The sequence below is a fragment of the Pedobacter sp. GW821-FHT01D05 genome (assembly GCF_059422505.1).
In genome coordinates this window covers 74,386-90,801 of sequence record NZ_JBWKXA010000005.1, presented here as the reverse complement: position 1 = coordinate 90,801, position 16,416 = coordinate 74,386, and the positions used below count along the sequence as shown (strand labels likewise).

The 16,416-nt window shown below is 38.3% G+C and carries 14 protein-coding genes; 10 read left to right on the top strand and 4 right to left on the bottom strand.

Going from position 1 to position 16,416, the window contains the following annotated elements; translation table 11 throughout:
* Window positions 1-126 precede the first annotated feature (126 nt).
* Window positions 127-450 carry a nuclear transport factor 2-like protein gene (locus tag AC07VK_RS17845; protein WP_492962169.1) on the bottom strand — a complete coding sequence of 108 codons (324 nt, stop codon included), beginning with the start codon at window positions 448-450 and terminating at the stop codon, window positions 127-129.
* A 138-nt stretch (window positions 451-588) separates the two neighbouring features.
* On the opposite strand from AC07VK_RS17845, the gene AC07VK_RS17840 reads away from it, so the two are divergent.
* Window positions 589-954, top strand: a complete 366-nt coding sequence (locus AC07VK_RS17840) for a winged helix-turn-helix transcriptional regulator (protein ID WP_492962167.1) — start codon at window positions 589-591, stop codon at window positions 952-954.
* 99 nt (window positions 955-1,053) lie between these two features.
* On the opposite strand, the gene AC07VK_RS17835 is transcribed toward AC07VK_RS17840, so the two are convergent.
* A complete protein-coding gene (locus AC07VK_RS17835) occupies window positions 1,054-1,848 on the bottom strand; it encodes an SDR family oxidoreductase (protein WP_492962165.1) in 795 nt (264 codons plus the stop codon).
* A gap of 349 nt (window positions 1,849-2,197) precedes the next feature.
* Here AC07VK_RS17835 and AC07VK_RS17830 point away from each other — a divergent pair, with 349 nt between their 5' ends.
* The 6 genes from AC07VK_RS17830 to AC07VK_RS17805 all read left to right on the top strand — a co-directional run bounded on the left by AC07VK_RS17830 (window position 2,198) and on the right by AC07VK_RS17805 (window position 12,092).
* On the top strand, window positions 2,198-3,106 hold the full coding sequence (locus AC07VK_RS17830; RefSeq protein WP_492962164.1) for an alpha/beta fold hydrolase: 909 nt from the start codon (window positions 2,198-2,200) through the stop codon (window positions 3,104-3,106).
* A gap of 121 nt (window positions 3,107-3,227) precedes the next feature.
* The gene (locus AC07VK_RS17825; RefSeq protein WP_492962162.1) at window positions 3,228-4,100 is read left to right on the top strand and encodes a helix-turn-helix domain-containing protein; all 873 of its coding nucleotides are present in this window, start codon (window positions 3,228-3,230) and stop codon (window positions 4,098-4,100) included.
* 91 nt (window positions 4,101-4,191) lie between these two features.
* Window positions 4,192-4,941, top strand: coding sequence for a hypothetical protein (locus AC07VK_RS17820; RefSeq protein WP_492962160.1), 750 nt, complete (start codon window positions 4,192-4,194; stop codon window positions 4,939-4,941).
* 628 nt (window positions 4,942-5,569) lie between these two features.
* Window positions 5,570-7,099 carry a reverse transcriptase family protein gene (locus AC07VK_RS17815; protein WP_492962158.1) on the top strand — a complete coding sequence of 510 codons (1,530 nt, stop codon included), beginning with the start codon at window positions 5,570-5,572 and terminating at the stop codon, window positions 7,097-7,099.
* Window positions 7,100-7,108: 9 nt separating this feature from the next.
* Window positions 7,109-10,450, top strand: coding sequence for a hypothetical protein (locus AC07VK_RS17810; protein ID WP_492962156.1), 3,342 nt, complete (start codon window positions 7,109-7,111; stop codon window positions 10,448-10,450).
* A complete protein-coding gene (locus tag AC07VK_RS17805; RefSeq protein ID WP_492962154.1) occupies window positions 10,434-12,092 on the top strand; it encodes a hypothetical protein in 1,659 nt (552 codons plus the stop codon). The genes AC07VK_RS17810 and AC07VK_RS17805 overlap by 17 nt, the downstream gene beginning before the upstream one ends.
* Before the next feature lie 189 nt (window positions 12,093-12,281).
* Here the strand turns inward: AC07VK_RS17805 and AC07VK_RS17800 are convergent, their stop codons facing one another.
* Window positions 12,282-13,184 carry a DMT family transporter gene (locus AC07VK_RS17800; RefSeq protein ID WP_492962152.1) on the bottom strand — a complete coding sequence of 301 codons (903 nt, stop codon included), beginning with the start codon at window positions 13,182-13,184 and terminating at the stop codon, window positions 12,282-12,284.
* Entirely contained in the window at window positions 13,184-13,726 is a 543-nt protein-coding gene (locus AC07VK_RS17795) for a GNAT family N-acetyltransferase (protein ID WP_492962150.1), read from the bottom strand. The genes AC07VK_RS17800 and AC07VK_RS17795 overlap by 1 nt, the downstream gene beginning before the upstream one ends.
* Window positions 13,727-13,798: 72 nt before the next feature.
* On the opposite strand from AC07VK_RS17795, the gene AC07VK_RS17790 reads away from it, so the two are divergent.
* The 3 genes from AC07VK_RS17790 (at window position 13,799) to AC07VK_RS17780 (ending at window position 16,408) form a co-directional block, all read left to right on the top strand.
* Window positions 13,799-14,665 (top strand): LysR family transcriptional regulator, encoded by an 867-nt coding sequence (locus AC07VK_RS17790; RefSeq protein ID WP_492962148.1) that lies wholly within the window; start codon window positions 13,799-13,801, stop codon window positions 14,663-14,665.
* Window positions 14,666-14,887: 222 nt separating this feature from the next.
* On the top strand, window positions 14,888-15,157 hold the full coding sequence (locus AC07VK_RS17785; RefSeq protein WP_492962146.1) for a hypothetical protein: 270 nt from the start codon (window positions 14,888-14,890) through the stop codon (window positions 15,155-15,157).
* An 870-nt stretch (window positions 15,158-16,027) separates the two neighbouring features.
* Window positions 16,028-16,408: a transmembrane 220 family protein gene (locus tag AC07VK_RS17780; protein ID WP_492962144.1), complete on the top strand. Its 381-nt coding sequence runs from the start codon at window positions 16,028-16,030 to the stop codon at window positions 16,406-16,408.
* Window positions 16,409-16,416: the final 8 nt, after the last annotated feature.

The window sequence follows — 16,416 nt, the reverse complement described above, 5'->3', positions numbered from 1 at the left end:
CCATTTTTGATGTATTCTTGCTAATGGTTCAGTCTTGTGATGGGGAATAGCAGTTAGCAATGCTGCAAAATATCTAAAGCTGTACTGCGGCATTGCTACGATTTTATGGACTCTGGAAGTTTAGCATTAACCGGTAATCTTAAGCGATTGGATTAAACCCTGCTGAAGAACAAGGTTAAAATTAAGAATGACCGGGCTACCTGGAAATGTTCCCGAAATCTCAGCTGTAAATACCGAACCCTTTTCATCTTCCTTATAACTAATCGGTTTTAAAGTAGCTTGATACTGTTGGTTCGAATTTTCAATCCATTTTTGAATTGCAGCTCTTCCGATATGGTTCTTTCCTTCGTCGAATACTTCGGCGTTTTCTGAGAAAAGTGAGGAATAAGCTACGGCATCATGGCTGTTTTGCGCTTCAATGAAGTCTGTTATAAAATTTGGTAAGTTCATGATATTTATTTTTAGATTAACTTATTGTTGTACAAATTTCGGTAGTACTGGCGTGGTGCACAAGTAGGGCATTACGATTCGGATAGGGAAAAATTTATCCGTATTGTTTCGTTAATGGCCTACATGTATCTTTGTTAGATGTATGAGAAAAAAACTTTTCCCAATTTAAACTGTGGTCTCGATTTAGTTGGAGAGGTGCTTTATGGCAAATGGAAAATACGCTTGTTGTGGTTTATCAACGAGGGTTATTTGCGCCCCAGCGAGCTGCAACGCAAAATACCAGATGCAAGTCGTAGGGTAATCAATATTCAGCTAAAGGAACTCGAGGACCATGAATTGGTTATCAGAACAATCTATCCGGTGATGCCACCAAAGGTAGAGTATTCGCTTACTGAGTTTGGCAAAACCCTGATACCTGTGATCGCCGCTATTGGAAATTGGGGAGATGCGTATCAGGACAGTTTGAAGCGTGTAATTCTGAAAGGATATCCGCAGTTGACCTGATTTTTTCTGAGTGAATATTAGCTAAATTATGCCCAGGTTGATTTCGGTCAGCGATTTAAACTTATTCCAAATGCAACCCAGGCTGGTATTGTTGTAATTTTAAACGGTGGGTATGGTGCCTCCATCAATTACAAATTCGGTTCCGGTAAGGTAACTTGCCCTTGGCGAAACAAGAAACCCAACCATTTCTGCCACATCTTCTGGCATGGCAGGTCGGCCGTATGGAATGCCGCCAAGTGCATCCATTACACTTTGTGTGGCCTGTTCTATCGAAATTGCTTTGCTCTGCGATATGCGTTCCATCATTCTCTTTGAGCTGTCTGTCATGATCCAGCCCGGAGAAACCGTTAAAACCCGAACTCCTTTTGGAGCAACTTCGTTAGAAAGTCCTTTGCTGTAATTGATCAGTCCGGCCTTTGCCGCCGCATAGGGGAGTGTGCTTTCATATAATGGAAGTTTGCCTTGAATAGATGCGATATGGATAATTACACCTGTTTTTTGTTTGATCATTTGCGGCAAAAATGCCCTGTCTAATCTTACTGGCGCTAAAAGATTGGTTTGCAATGTTTCTTCCCAGTGTTCATCGGTTAAATTAGCAAAACCACCTGCTGGAGTTTCCGAGCCACCAAGGCTATTGATCAGGATATCGAGCCTGCCAAATTTTGATAATACCGCTGTTACTACTTTTGCTGTTCCAGCAGACTTGCTCAGGTCTGCCGAAATAAAATGCAGCTTTTCATTGGGCGCTGCGGGCGGGTTTCTTGCAGTAATGATCACTTGTGCCCCGGCTGCCAGTAGCCTTTCGGCAATTGCTTTTCCGGCGCCTTTGGTACCGCCTGTTACCAGGGCAATCTTACCAGATAGTTCGTTGTTGAAATTAAATTCCCTTTCCATTGTATATATTTTTATACAAAATTCAGGTATACTATAGTTTCCTACAAGTACGGTATTACGATTCGGATAGCGTAAAATTTATCCCTATGCAATTGGTGTTTCCGTAATTGCTATAATTAAATGTTCCCGGGATATTTGCTTTGGTATTATTAAGTAAGCTAGGTGGAATAGGATAAAAGTCTAATCGTTCGTTGATAAGGGTTTAGAATAAGTGTCATAAATATCCTTTATGGGAAAAATGTACAATATTGTTGTCCGTTTGTCCATTCCCTGGGCCTGGCGTTCTCCCCATCTTTGTATTGTCAATAAACAAAAAATATTTCAAACATTAATTTTAAAAAAAATAACAATGAAAAATCTAATCTTAACCGCAAGTCTAATCATGACTTTATTAACAAGCCAATTCGCTTTTTCACAAAACAAAAGAGTCCCAGCTTCAGCCGGAAGGTCTGAATATATCGAAGTTGAGCCAGGTGTAAAACTTCACGTAACCGATCTTGGCGAAGGTAAACCAATTGTATTGATCCACGGATGGCCACTTAGCGATGAAATGTACCAATATCAGTATCAATATCTGGTAAGGAAAGGTTTCAGGGTAATCGGTATTACACTACGTGGTTTCGGTAAATCTGATAAACCTTATGGAAAGTACAATTTCGATGTTTTTTCCGATGACATTTATGCCGTTCTCCATACCTTAAAAATAGAGAATGCTGTATTGGGTGGTTTTTCTATGGGTGGTGCCGTTACCATTCATTATATAAACAAGTATAAATCTGCACATGTGAGCAAACTGGCACTATTTGCAGCAGCTGCTCCATCATGGAAACAACGTGCGGATTATAATTACGGAATATCTGAGGAAGGTGCTGCCGGACTGATCAAACAAACCATGACCAACAGGGAAGAGCTGATAGGTGGGTTAGGTGCAGCATTTGCGGCCAAAGGTACCACACTTCAAAAAAATACAGAGAAATGGCTTGAAAATATCAACTTATCTGCAAGTCCATATGTAGTTACCGAGTCTATCAGTGCCCTTGGCGATCTGGATTTGCGCCCAGTGCTTAAAAACATAACCATCCCTGTAGCCATATTTCAGGGTACAAAAGATCAACTGATTGATTTCGCCTTGGCTGAGCAATTGCATAAAGGCTTAAAAAACTCATACATCGTGAAATTTGAGAACAGCGGACACGCACTTTTTGTAGAAGAGATGGATAAATTCAACTCGGAGCTTGAGCAGTTTGCAAAAAAATAATCTATAAGATAAGATTACTTGCAGGTTTAAATGCCCGCAAGTAATTTTTGTTTTAACCAAATATTGAAATCGTTACCATTAATGGTAATTTTATTTTTTAATCCATTTTATTAACCCTTTCATGAAACAAAGCATTTTTGATGTAAACCTTAAAACCATCGGCATGGTAAATGTTGATTTAGAAAGTATTGAGGCCATCAATTCTGAAGCATACAAGTCCTATATCAAGGTGCTTTATCTTAATGAAGGATTTGAAATAAAAGTAGACTTTAACGTTTACCACACCACCAGTCCAACGCTGTTCTTTATCAGTCCAAATCAGGTGCTCAGTATCGAAAAACTTGGTGAGCAATCAGGTCGTCTAGTGTTCTATAACCGCGATTTCTATTGTATACAGTTGCATGATGAAGAAGTTGCCTGCGATGGGCTCCTGTTCAATAACATCAATAATATGCCAATGACGGTGATACCCCAGCAGGATGCCACATTTATTGAATACCTGTTTTCCAGGATAGAGGATGAATTTGAACTGAAAGATGGATCGCTGGAAGAAATGATCAGGACTTATCTTAAACAGCTTTTGATCAAGTCTACCCGACTATGGAAGGTGCAACACCTGGATGGGGTGATGGCGGCCAGACCGAACAATGATCTTGAGTTCTTCAGAAAGTTTACCCAATTGGTCGAAGCAAACTTTAAGGAAAAGCATAATGTTGCCGATTACGCCGATCTGCTGGTGATAGCCCCCAAAACCCTTACCCATAGGTTCAAGCGGCTTAAACTTCCCCAGCCGAACGAGATCATCAAAAACAGGATTATCCTGGAGGCAAAAAGATTGCTAGTACATACAGACAGAACGGCAAAGGAGATTGCCTATTCACTGGGTTATGACGATCCTGCCTATTTCAGCAGATTGTTTTTTATCAAGACTGGCGAGCCTCCATCTGGCTTCAGGTCTAAATACCTAAGTAAACACGAACCAAAACAGACTTAATCTTCAATGATCTTTTATGTCATCGAATAGAAGTAGAGCGCTTTTGCTAAACATTGCGGCAGCGCTAAAAGAAAAAATCAAATAATTTAACATGAAAACAAAGCTTATTGTATTGGTGGCCACCCTTATTTTAACATCGGTGAAAACCTTTGCCGGTTGGTACAATACTTATAATTACACGGGTTTAATCGACAGGTATCCGGTTACTTTATCTTTTCAGGTAAAAGAAGGCTATTTCGGTGAACCTGCAAAAAAACACTATAATGTTATTGGTGTCTATAAATACGATAAACTTAATCATCCTATTAGGCTTGAGGGCGTTTTTAACCAAAGTACCGAGGAGATTAAAATTTATGAAATTGGGGCTAATAACAGGGTTTCTGCCACTTTTCATCTTAATTTTTCACCTCAGCAGCTCACAGGTAGCTGGAGCCGCGGTAAAAGTAAACTGAAAGTAAACCTGCGGCTTGTAAACAGACTGAGTGATCTCTCAGATGAAGCGTTCGATAATACCCGGATCCTTCAGTTCCCGTCTTTGAAGGATTACTATTTTATGGGTGTTTATGCTAAAAAGAGCAAATCTACCGAAGCACACATGCGCGAATTAAAGATCATCAATAAGGAAACTAATAAAATCTTTCAGACCCTTAATTTTGACCATATCGAAACGCCCACAGGCAATGTCATGACCATCATTTATGATAACATTACGACAGGTAAAGGCAATGATTTTCTAATCTCCAATCAGATCGGCAGGGTTGGCGGATACCTTAACGTGAATTTTAACGTAAAGAACAAAAAGTTTATTCTAAATCCGGAACCAGTTGCAGAAGGGTTGTAAAGCACTAAAAAATGCTTCAAATCTGAAAACATTCTTCCTGATCAGTTTGCGGGTCTGATATTTTAGCTGATGAAAAGGAAAAAGGAATAAATAATGATGATTTGATTATCACTAATATAAATCAGGTATTTCAGGGCAATATTAACCCATCGGCTTCATCAGCAGTAAAAAGTGATTTAAATGTTAAAAGTATTCCTGTTGATCAGTATAGCTTTAACTTAGATATTAATCGAACTTTGAATTATCAAGTCTGATTTCTTTCCTTTAAAATACCGCCCATATGGTAAAAATAAAATTTGAAGGTAACTTAGAAATTAGTTTCAAAATCGAAATATTTATTTCTATATTGCCCGTGGATTTAAAAAATACCTTGCTTTTTCTGAATAAGAAAATGGTGATGTTTCGTCATCGATGAACTAATATTTGACACTCGGCACTACCTGCAATCTTTATGGGGAGAACACGTACTATACGTACGGTTTCGGTTCCATACTCCACGAGTTTAACCGTACGTATAGTACATGTTCTCTGGAGTTGATTGATATAGTCCTATGAAAATACGAAGGATTTTAAATTCGGGCCCTGTTTTATAAAAAAGACAGGGCTTTTTAACTAAATCAAGCTCCAAATGGCAGAAAAACTGAGCCGACAACAAATCTACGACCGTATTCGGGCTACCTCAAAAGAAAGTTATATCCTTGAAGAAATGCAGCGTCTTGGTTTTTGGGAATCTGCAGATACACCAAGTTTACCAGAAGTTTTAATTAAACGGGAACTTGTTGCAAACCAAGAGCTGAACAATCTTTTGGCGCAGGATCGGAAATACCAGAACCAAGAAGCCATGCTAAAAGAAATGCGTAAAGCACGCATGAAATTGGCAAAGGATAAACGAGCGTTAATCAAGCAAAAAAACAAACAAAAGAAGGATGATAAGGCCGCAAACTGGACGAATATTCAGCAACAGCAGATCATTTATTTGGGCGATGGAGTTTCAGGTGGCTTAAATCAAACGGAATCTGATGTAGAAACTTTACAGAAATTTAATCTGCCGGTTTTTAATCAGATTATCGATTTTGCATCAGCCATTGGTACAGATTTATCCGCTTTACGGTACTTGCTCTATCAAAGAAAAGTTTCCCGAATCAGTCATTACCACACTTTCGAAATTCCTAAAAAAACAGGTGGAAAAAGATTGATATCTGCACCAAAATCGAGGCTAAAAGCCTTGCAACTTTGGGTATTGGAGAAGATTTTAAACCGCATTGAAATTAATGATCACGTTCATGGTTTTATCAAAGAACGCTCCATAATCAGCAATGCGCAACCACACCTTGAAAAAGACATCGTTATTAATGTCGATTTAAAAGATTTCTTTCCAAGTATTAGTTACAAACGCGTAAAGGGTTTATTTCATAAATTAGGCTACTCAGAGCAACTTGCTACGGTGTTTGGCTTAATCTGTACCCACGCAGAAACGGAACATGTAGAAATGGATGGTGTATCTTATTATGTGCAAAAAGGAGATCGTGTGCTACCGCAAGGCTCTCCTGCCAGTCCAGCGATTAGCAATTTAATCGCTTTTAAACTTGATAAGAAAATTACAGGATTAGCATCAAAATTCAACTTTACTTATACCCGATATGCTGATGATTTAAGTTTTTCTACATCGAAAGAAAACGAAAAAAATATTGCCGGTTTATTGTTTTTTCTCAAAAAGATCATAGAATCTGAAGGTTTTACCATGCACCCTGCCAAAACGCATATTATGCGAAAAGGTAATCTGCAAAAGGTTACCGGCATTGTGGTAAACGAAAAATTAAATGTTCAGCGAGATCAGCTGCGCAAATTTAGAGCGCTTTTGCACCATATAGAATCGAATGGATGGAAAGACCAAAAATGGGGCAATGCTAAAAATTTGATTAATGCTGTGGAGGGTTACATCAATTTTGTGAAGATGGTAAATAAGAATAAGGCTGCCGCTTTTAAAGCTCAGCTCGAAAATATTGTTGCCAAACATGGTTATCCGGCTGTTGAGAAAGCGGTTGTGGAAGTTGAAATCGAAAGTATTGTAGCAGAAGTAGTGCCCGGAGTTAAATTGGAAACCCTCATAAAACCATCAAATGATGCCAAACAGTACGATTGGTGGAACATTCTTTAAACGTTTTGTATGAAACTCATTAAACAAAGTAAATTATTTTTTAAAGAAGGAAAATCTGATAAGGTTTATGAGATTGATCTTTGCGAGCTTTCTGCAAACGAATTCTTGGTGAATTTTAGATACGGTAGAAGAGGAAGTACGCTTAAAGAAGGAACTAAAACGCCTGCTGCATTACCTTTGGCCAATGCTGAAGTACTTTTTGCAGAATTGGAAAATGAAAAACGCAAAAAAGGTTATCAAACCGAAACGGAAGTATTTATGGAACTCCCATCCTTAGATGCCGTTGAACCCGATACTTTAAATGGTACAATTTTGCAACGCCTTCAAGATGCTGTGGTTGGTAGAAACAGTTTCAGAACTGAATGGAAAACTAGTCGGGTAATTTGGAAAGCAGGCATGTTAAACGTGCAGGAGGCTGTTCCGTTTATTATCAAGCTGGCAACAAGAGGGAATGAAATGCAAACTTACGCGGCCTTATATGCGTTAACAAAATTAAATGCGGTTACGGCCGAGCCACTGTTTATGGCTTTGGCCAATAACGTTAAACAAAAAAGTCATATCGTAAACGTTGCTTTTGAGGGGCTTTTAACGATTGCTAATGAGGCTGAAAAGCAAAAGATTACCAGTCAGTTATTAGAAAAGCTACCTGCAGAAATAAGATATGCTGTAGAAACAAACGATTTAGAATTACTTAAGGCCACTTTAGGTCAAAATATAAACGATAAAGAGGTAGAATGTTTCACCACACTTTATTTATTATGCAAAGTGCAGCCAACTTTGTTGCCGATACTTAATCAGGTATTAAAAATCTGCCCATACAAACCACCGTTTTTTAAACACCTGAGGGCAATTTATAAACTGGCGCAGTTAAGAAACGATGTAACAACTTTGGCTATTTTATTTTATGGTTTCGAGAAACAACCCGCCATGTTTAGGCGAACATATTCGCTTGATTCTCATTATAGGCAATATTTAACCGCTATAGACCTCACCGTTAGGGTAGGTGCAGAGCTTAAAAATAAAGATAGTAAGCTGGCGTTTTCGCAATACACTAAAACCTATTTTCAGAAAAATGCAGTCGAGTTTCTTAAAAATGCCGGAGCAACCAAAAATGCTTCAGCCTATTTAAAACTTGCTGTTAATATTTTACTGCAGTATAAAGAAACAGATTATTCTATTGCGGAAGAAAAGCCATTGAGCGAATACGGACGGTACAATTATAAAACGAAACAATATTCGTATCTAATTGTCAATTATCCTGAATGTTCTGAATCGCTACTGCTTTCTACCATCCTTTTTGGTAATGATCCGAAGCGCCAGTTGCAAGCTAATTTAAAGTTTATAATCAACAGCAGAACGGTAACCAGTCCTGATTACTATTACAATGCGGCCAATGTTAGAGCCGTAGCTGCCAGATCAAATACAGGTTTTAATAATGATAACGGTGTTTCAGTAATTGATGCGGCTAAGAATATTTTTAAAAGTTTATTTGGTAAGAAAAATGTAACACCACCACCTCTGCCAGTGGTTGAGCAAGATACTGCTCCAAAAACAGAGGTAAAAAGTGTATCGCGTTTGGAGCTGTATCCTGAGCTTTGGGATGCTATGCCTCAAGCTTATATACAATTGTTGATGCAAGCTGAGATGAATAGAATACATCTTTTTGCTTACGAAAGGTTAACGGCCCATCCACAATATGAAGAGATTATCCAGCGTTTTGACGAACGCTCGATTTTGCAACTGTTAAATAGTAGGTTCGATCTGCCAAATCAGTTCGGGTTTGAAATACTGAAAAACGAAGAAAACAAGCTTGCTCAAAACCCTGTTTTTGTGGCCGAAATATTGGCTTGCAATAGTAGCAACGCCAGGCTTTGGGCGCAAGAATTGGTTAGCCGAAATATCGTACTGTATTTTAATGATATTGAATTTTTGTTGATTGTGTTATTCAATGCACAAGCGGAAAGTAAAAGTTGGATCAATGAAACATTACAGAAAAATCTGTTTTCTGAGGATAGGATACAAGCTATTTTAGGTAAAGTGATTACCGAACTGCTTCATTTTGAAAATACAGACGGCAACAATCTTCAAGCTAAAAATGCTATTGATCGTTTAGGGTTATTTGCTGAAACGCAAATGGAAAAATTGAGCTGGAATATTGTTGAGCAGTTAATATCATCGGTATTAAATACCAATAAAATTTTGGCGACGAAAATATTACTGAATAAGGTTAAAAAGGTTTCTCCAACGGAAATCCCGATCTCTTTAACAAAATTGTTATTGCTTAGTGAATTTCCTGAAGTTCGCGATGGGGGCATTGAGTTACTAAATAAATACCCTGAGCATTTTATTGTTGAAAATATCCAATTGTTGCTCAGCCTGATTGATAGTGGCGATGAAAAAGTTTTAGAGGCTATATTTAAAATTATCGAGAAAATATCTGCTCACCAATCTGAAATTGGAAATGCCATTGTGCCACATTTTGTTTATGCTTTAATGCGTAAAGAGAAGTTTGAAGGTTCACACACGAAGTTAAGTGAATTTTTACTGCAAAATCTAAAACCATACTGGAGCAGTGGTTTACAGCCCAAAGATATTACAAAACTGATTCATGCACAATACCGGATTAGTCAGTTGGCAGGGTATGAAATTCTGAAAGCTTATGGTAACCCGGACCGGTTTTCTTTGCGACAGATTATTTCTTTTGGCAGTCATGAAATCCTTGCTATCCGCCAATGGAGCTGGAATTATTTCAAGCAACATGTATCACGGATCCGAGCGGAAAGAAATCAATCACTTTACCTGTTAGATTCAAAATGGGACGATACCAGGGCTTATGCATTTCATTTTTTTAAAACTGAGTTTACTGAAGCAGATTGGGATCCGGATACCTTAATTGGAATTGTAGATTCGATTAGACCAGATGTTGAAAGCTTTGGCAAGGAAATGATTACCCGGTTTTTCAATGCAGAACATGCCTTAGATTATTTAATAAAATTAAGCGAGCACCCAAGTGTAAATGTTCAGGCTTTTGTAAGTAACTACCTATCCATGTACGCTAAAGATAAACCTAATTTGCTGGGAGCGTTAACGTTTTACTTCCGTTCGGCACTTACCCGTGTTAACAAAGGTAGGGTAGCCAAAGATCGGATTTTTAACTTCCTACACCAGGAATCGATAAAGAATGTGGAAACTGCAATTTGGGCAATAAGTATTTTAGATGATGTTTCAGCACAATCAACCATTCAGGATAAAGCTGTTTGCATCGACATCTTAACAAAAATTAAAATGCAATATCCTGATTTGGATATGCATCTCATCATCAAAAACGAAGCGCATGTTATTCAATTATAAATATAGTGGAAACACTTCCATCAGTAATGATGCGAATGAAACGGCAATGCGTTTTGTGCCAGATGCACTGCGTGATCCAACTTTTTTTATTGGGAAATTAAATAAAAAGATCGCTTTTCGCGAGGCAATATCTGCGTTGCATGATGTAGTTGTTTCTGATCTTCGTTACAAACCGAAAGATAAAGCTGAATATAAAGCCTGGGCGGAAGAACAGGAGAAACTTTGGCTAGGCGAATATATGGCTGGGTTCCAAATAGAACAGGTGAGAAATCGCATCGAGGAAATTAGAAACGATTTAAAGCAGATTTATCGGGAAAAAGATCGGTTACTTGGGCCATTTAACAAAGCAAAGAGTCGATACTTCGATTACTTGTATAAAAATGATCGCGATGCATGGGTTGTTCTTGATCCGGTGATTACGGTTCATCCTGATGAGTTGTTTTTCGAATGTTTTAGTCAAGATGAATCCTCGTACGGTAAGCTAAGCTGTAACTATAATGTGTTTACAGAAATTAATGAATTTAAATGTGGCACAACAAATATCGATTATTCGGCAGAATTATATGGCGAATTCCAAAAAATAAGAGGCTATAAGGATACCTCATTTAAAATTGATCCGTCGGGATTTGAGGCAAAAACCACCAATGAAGAGGTTTATAAAGAAGTTAAAATAGATTTACCGGATTCGTGGGTGAGGGGCTTTTTGCAGGTAAGTGCGGCAATGACTTTGCCAGCAACCGCATTCGAACTGCATCCGATGGATATTTTTAGCCTTTGCCAATACTTACGCCGTTTTAAAGAAACTGCCGGCCCACGTGCGTTGCGGTTTATTTTAGAACCAGGTAAACCGGTACGCCTGGTTATCGAACCCTGGTATGAAACCTTAACTTTCCATCGCTCCATTTATACTGGTTCGGAGGAAAAGACAATCAGAATTTGGGGCAGAAGAAGACTGATGATTTTGGAACGTTTAATTCCGATTGCGAAAAGTTTTAAAGTAGTTTTATTAGGCTCTGGATTGCCTTCTTTTTTTATGGCCGATCTGGGCGATATGACTTTTACGCTCGGACTGTCAGGCTGGACAAATAACGATTGGAGCAGGGCAGGTAATTTCGATTTAATGGCACCTCGTGGAAATGTAGATATACTGACCAAACAACAGGTTTTTACTGCTTTAAAAGAAACCTGGTATGCATCGACAACAGAAATAACAACAAAAACAGGACTGAGCGCTGCTGTGGTTTCGTCGGCGTTAACGGCTTACACCCAGGCAGGACGCGTAATTTACGATCTGAAACAAGGTGTTTATCGCGTAAGAGAACTAAGCCAGGAACCGCTCGATTTTAGTGCTTTACGTTTTGGTAGCGAACAAGAAAGAATAGCGAACGAATTTATAACGAAAGATCATGTAAAAATTGCCACCAAAATTGAAGATGATGTACTTGAAATAAAAGGCAAAGTGAAAACTAAAAATGAAACTTTTAGTACCCAGGCATGGATTGATAAAGATCAGCGTTTAATTGAAGGTACTTGCGAATGCGCTTTTTATCTAAGCAATAAACTTAGAAAAGGACCTTGTGAACACATTTTGGCAACCAGAATGATGTTGCAGAACAATGCGGTTAAAGTTGCAGCTAACTAAAAAACAATCTGAGGAATTTCGATAAGCTGTCAATAGCGGATCCCTAAAAGCATGTACCGCTCATGCACATGCCCAATGTTGTTAAGTTAAGCGTTTTTAACCACAGATGCACACGGATTTTAATATCTGTGTGCATCTGTGGTTAAATTATTTTTGCTTGTGCCGAATGCCTAACTTAATAACATAAACCTAATATTTTTTCTCCTTCGATACCTTAAGCAGTGCAAATGGATTTGGCATTCTCCACTTAAGTTCAGCGATCAGCGTTGCTAAAAATATCATTCCGCCACCAATCAATAACCTTGATGTAATTTCTTCTCCCAAAATAAAGTGTGCGGCAAAGGCTCCGAAAATAGGTTCGAAAAGATAGATGATGGATACCCTTTCGGCGCTAATGTACTTTTGAGAAATATTCGAGATGGTGTACATGTATGCCGTTGAAAATAGCGCACAAAAAATTATTCCAATCCAAAATGTTTCCTGCTGAGGAATCCAGGTGGCGTTTCCCTGAATAAACGTTAATAAAAAAGTTAATATAGCACAAGTGGCAAACATAGGTACAATGGTAGGGATAATGTCGCCTGCCGTTGATTCCTTTTCGATCTGGATTAGATATATGGCGAAACAAAAAGCACCGATAATGGTATACAAATCGCCGGTTCCAATACTGAATTTATCGGTAACCGATATTACAAAAAGGCCGATTAAAGCTGTGAATGCCGCAATCCATATTTTTAGTGCCGCAGGTTTTCGATAAATAATAAGTTTAATCACCGGAATCATTACAACGGTTATTCCGGCTACAAATGAACATTGTGATGCTGAGGTATGCGTAATGCCCAATGTTTGCAAATAAATGCCAAGTACCAGTGGAACAGCTAAACTTGCGCCTGTTTTAATAGCTGCTGAATCGAGTTTTTTTACATATTTCCAAAAAATAACCGATAACACCATTGTGGCGAGTAAAAAGCGATAAAACAAAAACAGAACAGGCTGGTGCTGCCCGATAGCAAGTTTGGTAACAGAAAAGGAAATTCCCCAGAACGCCGTACCCAGTATCAATAAAATCAAAAAGAGGTTTCTTTTTTCCATTAGGATACTTTTAATTCGTTATCAACCAATGCTTTTTTCATCATTAAATCGGTTTGTTCATCATCTCCAAGCCTAAATTTATGCTTACCGAAAGGGGTAAAGCCATTTTTTTCGTAAAATCTTAATGCCCTGTAATTTTCTTCCCATACGCCCAGCCATACATAACTGGCTTGTAGTTCAAGCGCAATATCAATGGCTTTTTGATAAAGCAACTGGCCAACTTTTTGACCGTAAAATGCTTTCAAAAGGTAAATCCGCTCAATTTCAAGCGCATCAAGGTTTAGTTTTTCGGTTTGTGCCTGCCCAATATTGATCTTTAAATAGCCAATCGCTTTTCCTTCAAGCAGCGCGAAATAAAACTGAGAATCCTGATTACTCAGTTCAGTTTTTAGTTTTTCTTCCGAAAAGCCTTTTTCGAGGTAATCTTTCATGTTTTCCTCCGTGTTTACATCTGCGAAAGCTTCAGAAAATGTTGTTCTTCCAATCTCCTGTAATTTTTTGATATCAGCTGGTGTTGCCCTTTCGATTATGATCTGCTCCATGGCACGAATGTAAAAACTCTTTAAATGTAATAAAATGCTATTTTTTCATTTATTAATGCGTATTTTGCATTAATGGATCTTCAGCGAATCAAGTACTTTTTGGCCCTGGCAGAACAGCTTCATTATTGGAAAACGGCTGAAAAGGTAAATATTACGCAGTCGGCCCTAACCCGCCAAATTCAGTCGCTCGAAAATGAATTGGGTCTGCAGCTTTTTGAGCGTAATAAACGTAATGTGAAGCTCACCCCGGCAGGTAAATTCTTAAAAGAAAAATGGGAAGTAGAGTTAAGTGAGCTTGAATATATCCATCAGTTTGCCAAACAGATCCATTTAGGCGAGCGCGGAACCATTACGATTGCACATCCTGATTCTATATCGGCTTCTATCATGCCCGATATTTTGGCTAAGATAACACAGGCATTTCCACAGCTTCAAATTAAGTTGGTACAGGTTTTATACGAAAATCAGCTGGAATTTCTAAAGAACTATAAAATTGACCTCGCCATTACGAGGGATATTACCAGTGAGCAGGGTATTAAATCAAAAAAAATATACTCCGATCATCTGGCTTTGGTGGTTCCGTTAGCACATTCTTTTAAAAGATTTGAAGATTTATCTACGGAGCGTCTTAAAGTGCAGAAGTTTATTCTGCCTACCAAGGATGAGGGTAGTAGTTATAGTGAGATTATTCAGGCACTTTTCAAATCTTACGATTTTGTTCCCGATGTATTTCTACATTCCGAATTTGGATCTACGATTATTGCACTCGTTCGGAAAGGATTAGGAATAGCCATTTTGCCCGACTCTTATATGCACCATCAAAGCCCAGGCTTACGGTTTATTCCTTTACCTTTTGAAACCGATATATTGATTAACTGGCGGGCCGATGACCATAATCCCGTGCTTGCGAATATTCTAAAACTTGTTTTTGGCGGTTAAATAAGATTTACACTGTTTAATCAGGAACATTAAATCACAAATGATTGTTAATCAGTATTTAACTGCTTGCATATTTTCACCCAGCTAGGCCACAGCAGGGTATCCTCGTTCTACTTAAATCCGGCCTAACAAATTTTTCGGGTTCTACTGACCCAGCCAACCCACTGGCTTCTAAAGAAAACGGCGAAGCCCTCATGAATGCAGCTGAGAACTATAATACAAATGAATAAATTTTCAGCCGGTGTTTTTTTTTTTTCACTTGTTCCGTTTTTTTTAATTGTGTTCAAGCTAGCGCTGCTGGTCTTTTTGACACCAAAAAGAAAGAGCCAATCGGCGGCGGCGAGCCGAGGCAAGACTGTGACTAAGGCAAAAGAAATCAATTATACGCTATTCATTCCTGCCGATGCTTATTCAGTACCGATTTTCCGGCAAAGCATCGGCATCCATTGCTATCGGGTTTATAATGAAAGGTTTGTGCTAGGGATTTTGTGATTTTAGTGGCTTGATAACTTGCGAGCGTTTTAAGATTAACTTTGCTGAGCAATCGTGGTTTCCGCATGCGTCGCGTGAGCACATCTTTTGAGGTTAATTTTTATGCGTTTTGCTGGCTTCCTTAAATAACACATTGTTTTAACCGAAGAACGCCGTCAATCCCAAGGGCCGGAGAAATCAAAAAAACAGTTGTACGAAAGAGCAAATAGCACTGCCAAACCTAAAACGCAGTGGTTTTGTGTTCATATACCCTAATTTAAAGTTTAGGAAGTATTGAACACAAAACGAAGTGCCGCTGTTTTTTTGATGTGCACAGGATTGTGTAAGAGGCCCATTGCTGGATTGACAGAGCGCTTTGGGTACTTTGGCGCTCCAAAATGCGCCAGCATTCTTGAGCACTAATAAAAACAACTTGATCTGCGAAAAACTACCATGCCGCCGCGGCATAGAGCGGAATAACAAAATTTATTTCCAAACTATTGTTTATAGGGCACTTGAGTCTGTTAATAGCTGGAGATGCTGCCCGAAAATTCGGGACAGCATGACGCTCGCGTAAGGCAAGGGACAAAAACAAATTCAGATTTAAAAAGATGTTTCCACATGATGAGCCTTTCGGGAAAGCAATCTTTATTGAATTATCACTAGCATGAAAGATTGCTTCGTGCCTCGCAATGACGACCCTTCTACTGGAATCTTAAATGGTATCCGTATTAATACTATTTTCTATTCATTTTTAATCAAAAAAAACTTTTATAGCAGTATATAATTTACAATTTTTAAGCAAAAAAAGCATTCAGTTTAAATAACTTTGTTTTTCAATGAAAAAAATCGGGAAATCGATTTAGTTTGTTTTAAACCAAATAATTTAAAATGCTTTTAATTATCCTCAACATTATTTTTTGCATCTCGTTTTTAGGCTTTGCCTATGTAAATTTAAATGATAATGATGCTTTTCTCTGGGTGTCTATCTATTTAAGTGCCGCAATATGCTGCGGATTGGCTGCGGCGGGTAAATTTTATCCTTTCGCTTATCTTTTTTTAACTGCTTTCTATTTAATTTATGCCGTTATCCTATTTTTTGCAAAAGATGGTGTAAGAGATTGGATAATGAAATATAAGCGGCCAAGTTTGGTTGAAAGCATGCAGGCCACTAAACCTTATATCGAGCAAACGAGAGAATTTTTTGGTCTGTTGATTATTGCGGGGGCTTTGTTGATCAATTATTTTGTTTCAGCAGGTATCACCAGCTAATAGATTTA

What these genes read in the sequence shown, in the direction of transcription:
- AC07VK_RS17845 (WP_492962169.1), bottom strand. Translation starts at nt 450, where the DNA reads ATGAACTTACCAAATTTTATAACAGACTTCATTGAAGCGCAAAACAGC.
- AC07VK_RS17840 (WP_492962167.1), top strand. Translation starts at nt 589, where the DNA reads ATGTATGAGAAAAAAACTTTTCCCAATTTAAACTGTGGTCTCGATTTA.
- AC07VK_RS17835 (WP_492962165.1), bottom strand. Translation starts at nt 1,848, where the DNA reads ATGGAAAGGGAATTTAATTTCAACAACGAACTATCTGGTAAGATTGCC.
- AC07VK_RS17830 (WP_492962164.1), top strand. Translation starts at nt 2,198, where the DNA reads ATGAAAAATCTAATCTTAACCGCAAGTCTAATCATGACTTTATTAACA.
- AC07VK_RS17825 (WP_492962162.1), top strand. Translation starts at nt 3,228, where the DNA reads ATGAAACAAAGCATTTTTGATGTAAACCTTAAAACCATCGGCATGGTA.
- AC07VK_RS17820 (WP_492962160.1), top strand. Translation starts at nt 4,192, where the DNA reads ATGAAAACAAAGCTTATTGTATTGGTGGCCACCCTTATTTTAACATCG.
- AC07VK_RS17815 (WP_492962158.1), top strand. Translation starts at nt 5,570, where the DNA reads ATGGCAGAAAAACTGAGCCGACAACAAATCTACGACCGTATTCGGGCT.
- AC07VK_RS17810 (WP_492962156.1), top strand. Translation starts at nt 7,109, where the DNA reads ATGAAACTCATTAAACAAAGTAAATTATTTTTTAAAGAAGGAAAATCT.
- AC07VK_RS17805 (WP_492962154.1), top strand. Translation starts at nt 10,434, where the DNA reads ATGTTATTCAATTATAAATATAGTGGAAACACTTCCATCAGTAATGAT.
- AC07VK_RS17800 (WP_492962152.1), bottom strand. Translation starts at nt 13,184, where the DNA reads ATGGAAAAAAGAAACCTCTTTTTGATTTTATTGATACTGGGTACGGCG.
- AC07VK_RS17795 (WP_492962150.1), bottom strand. Translation starts at nt 13,726, where the DNA reads ATGGAGCAGATCATAATCGAAAGGGCAACACCAGCTGATATCAAAAAA.
- AC07VK_RS17790 (WP_492962148.1), top strand. Translation starts at nt 13,799, where the DNA reads ATGGATCTTCAGCGAATCAAGTACTTTTTGGCCCTGGCAGAACAGCTT.
- AC07VK_RS17785 (WP_492962146.1), top strand. Translation starts at nt 14,888, where the DNA reads ATGAATAAATTTTCAGCCGGTGTTTTTTTTTTTTCACTTGTTCCGTTT.
- AC07VK_RS17780 (WP_492962144.1), top strand. Translation starts at nt 16,028, where the DNA reads ATGCTTTTAATTATCCTCAACATTATTTTTTGCATCTCGTTTTTAGGC.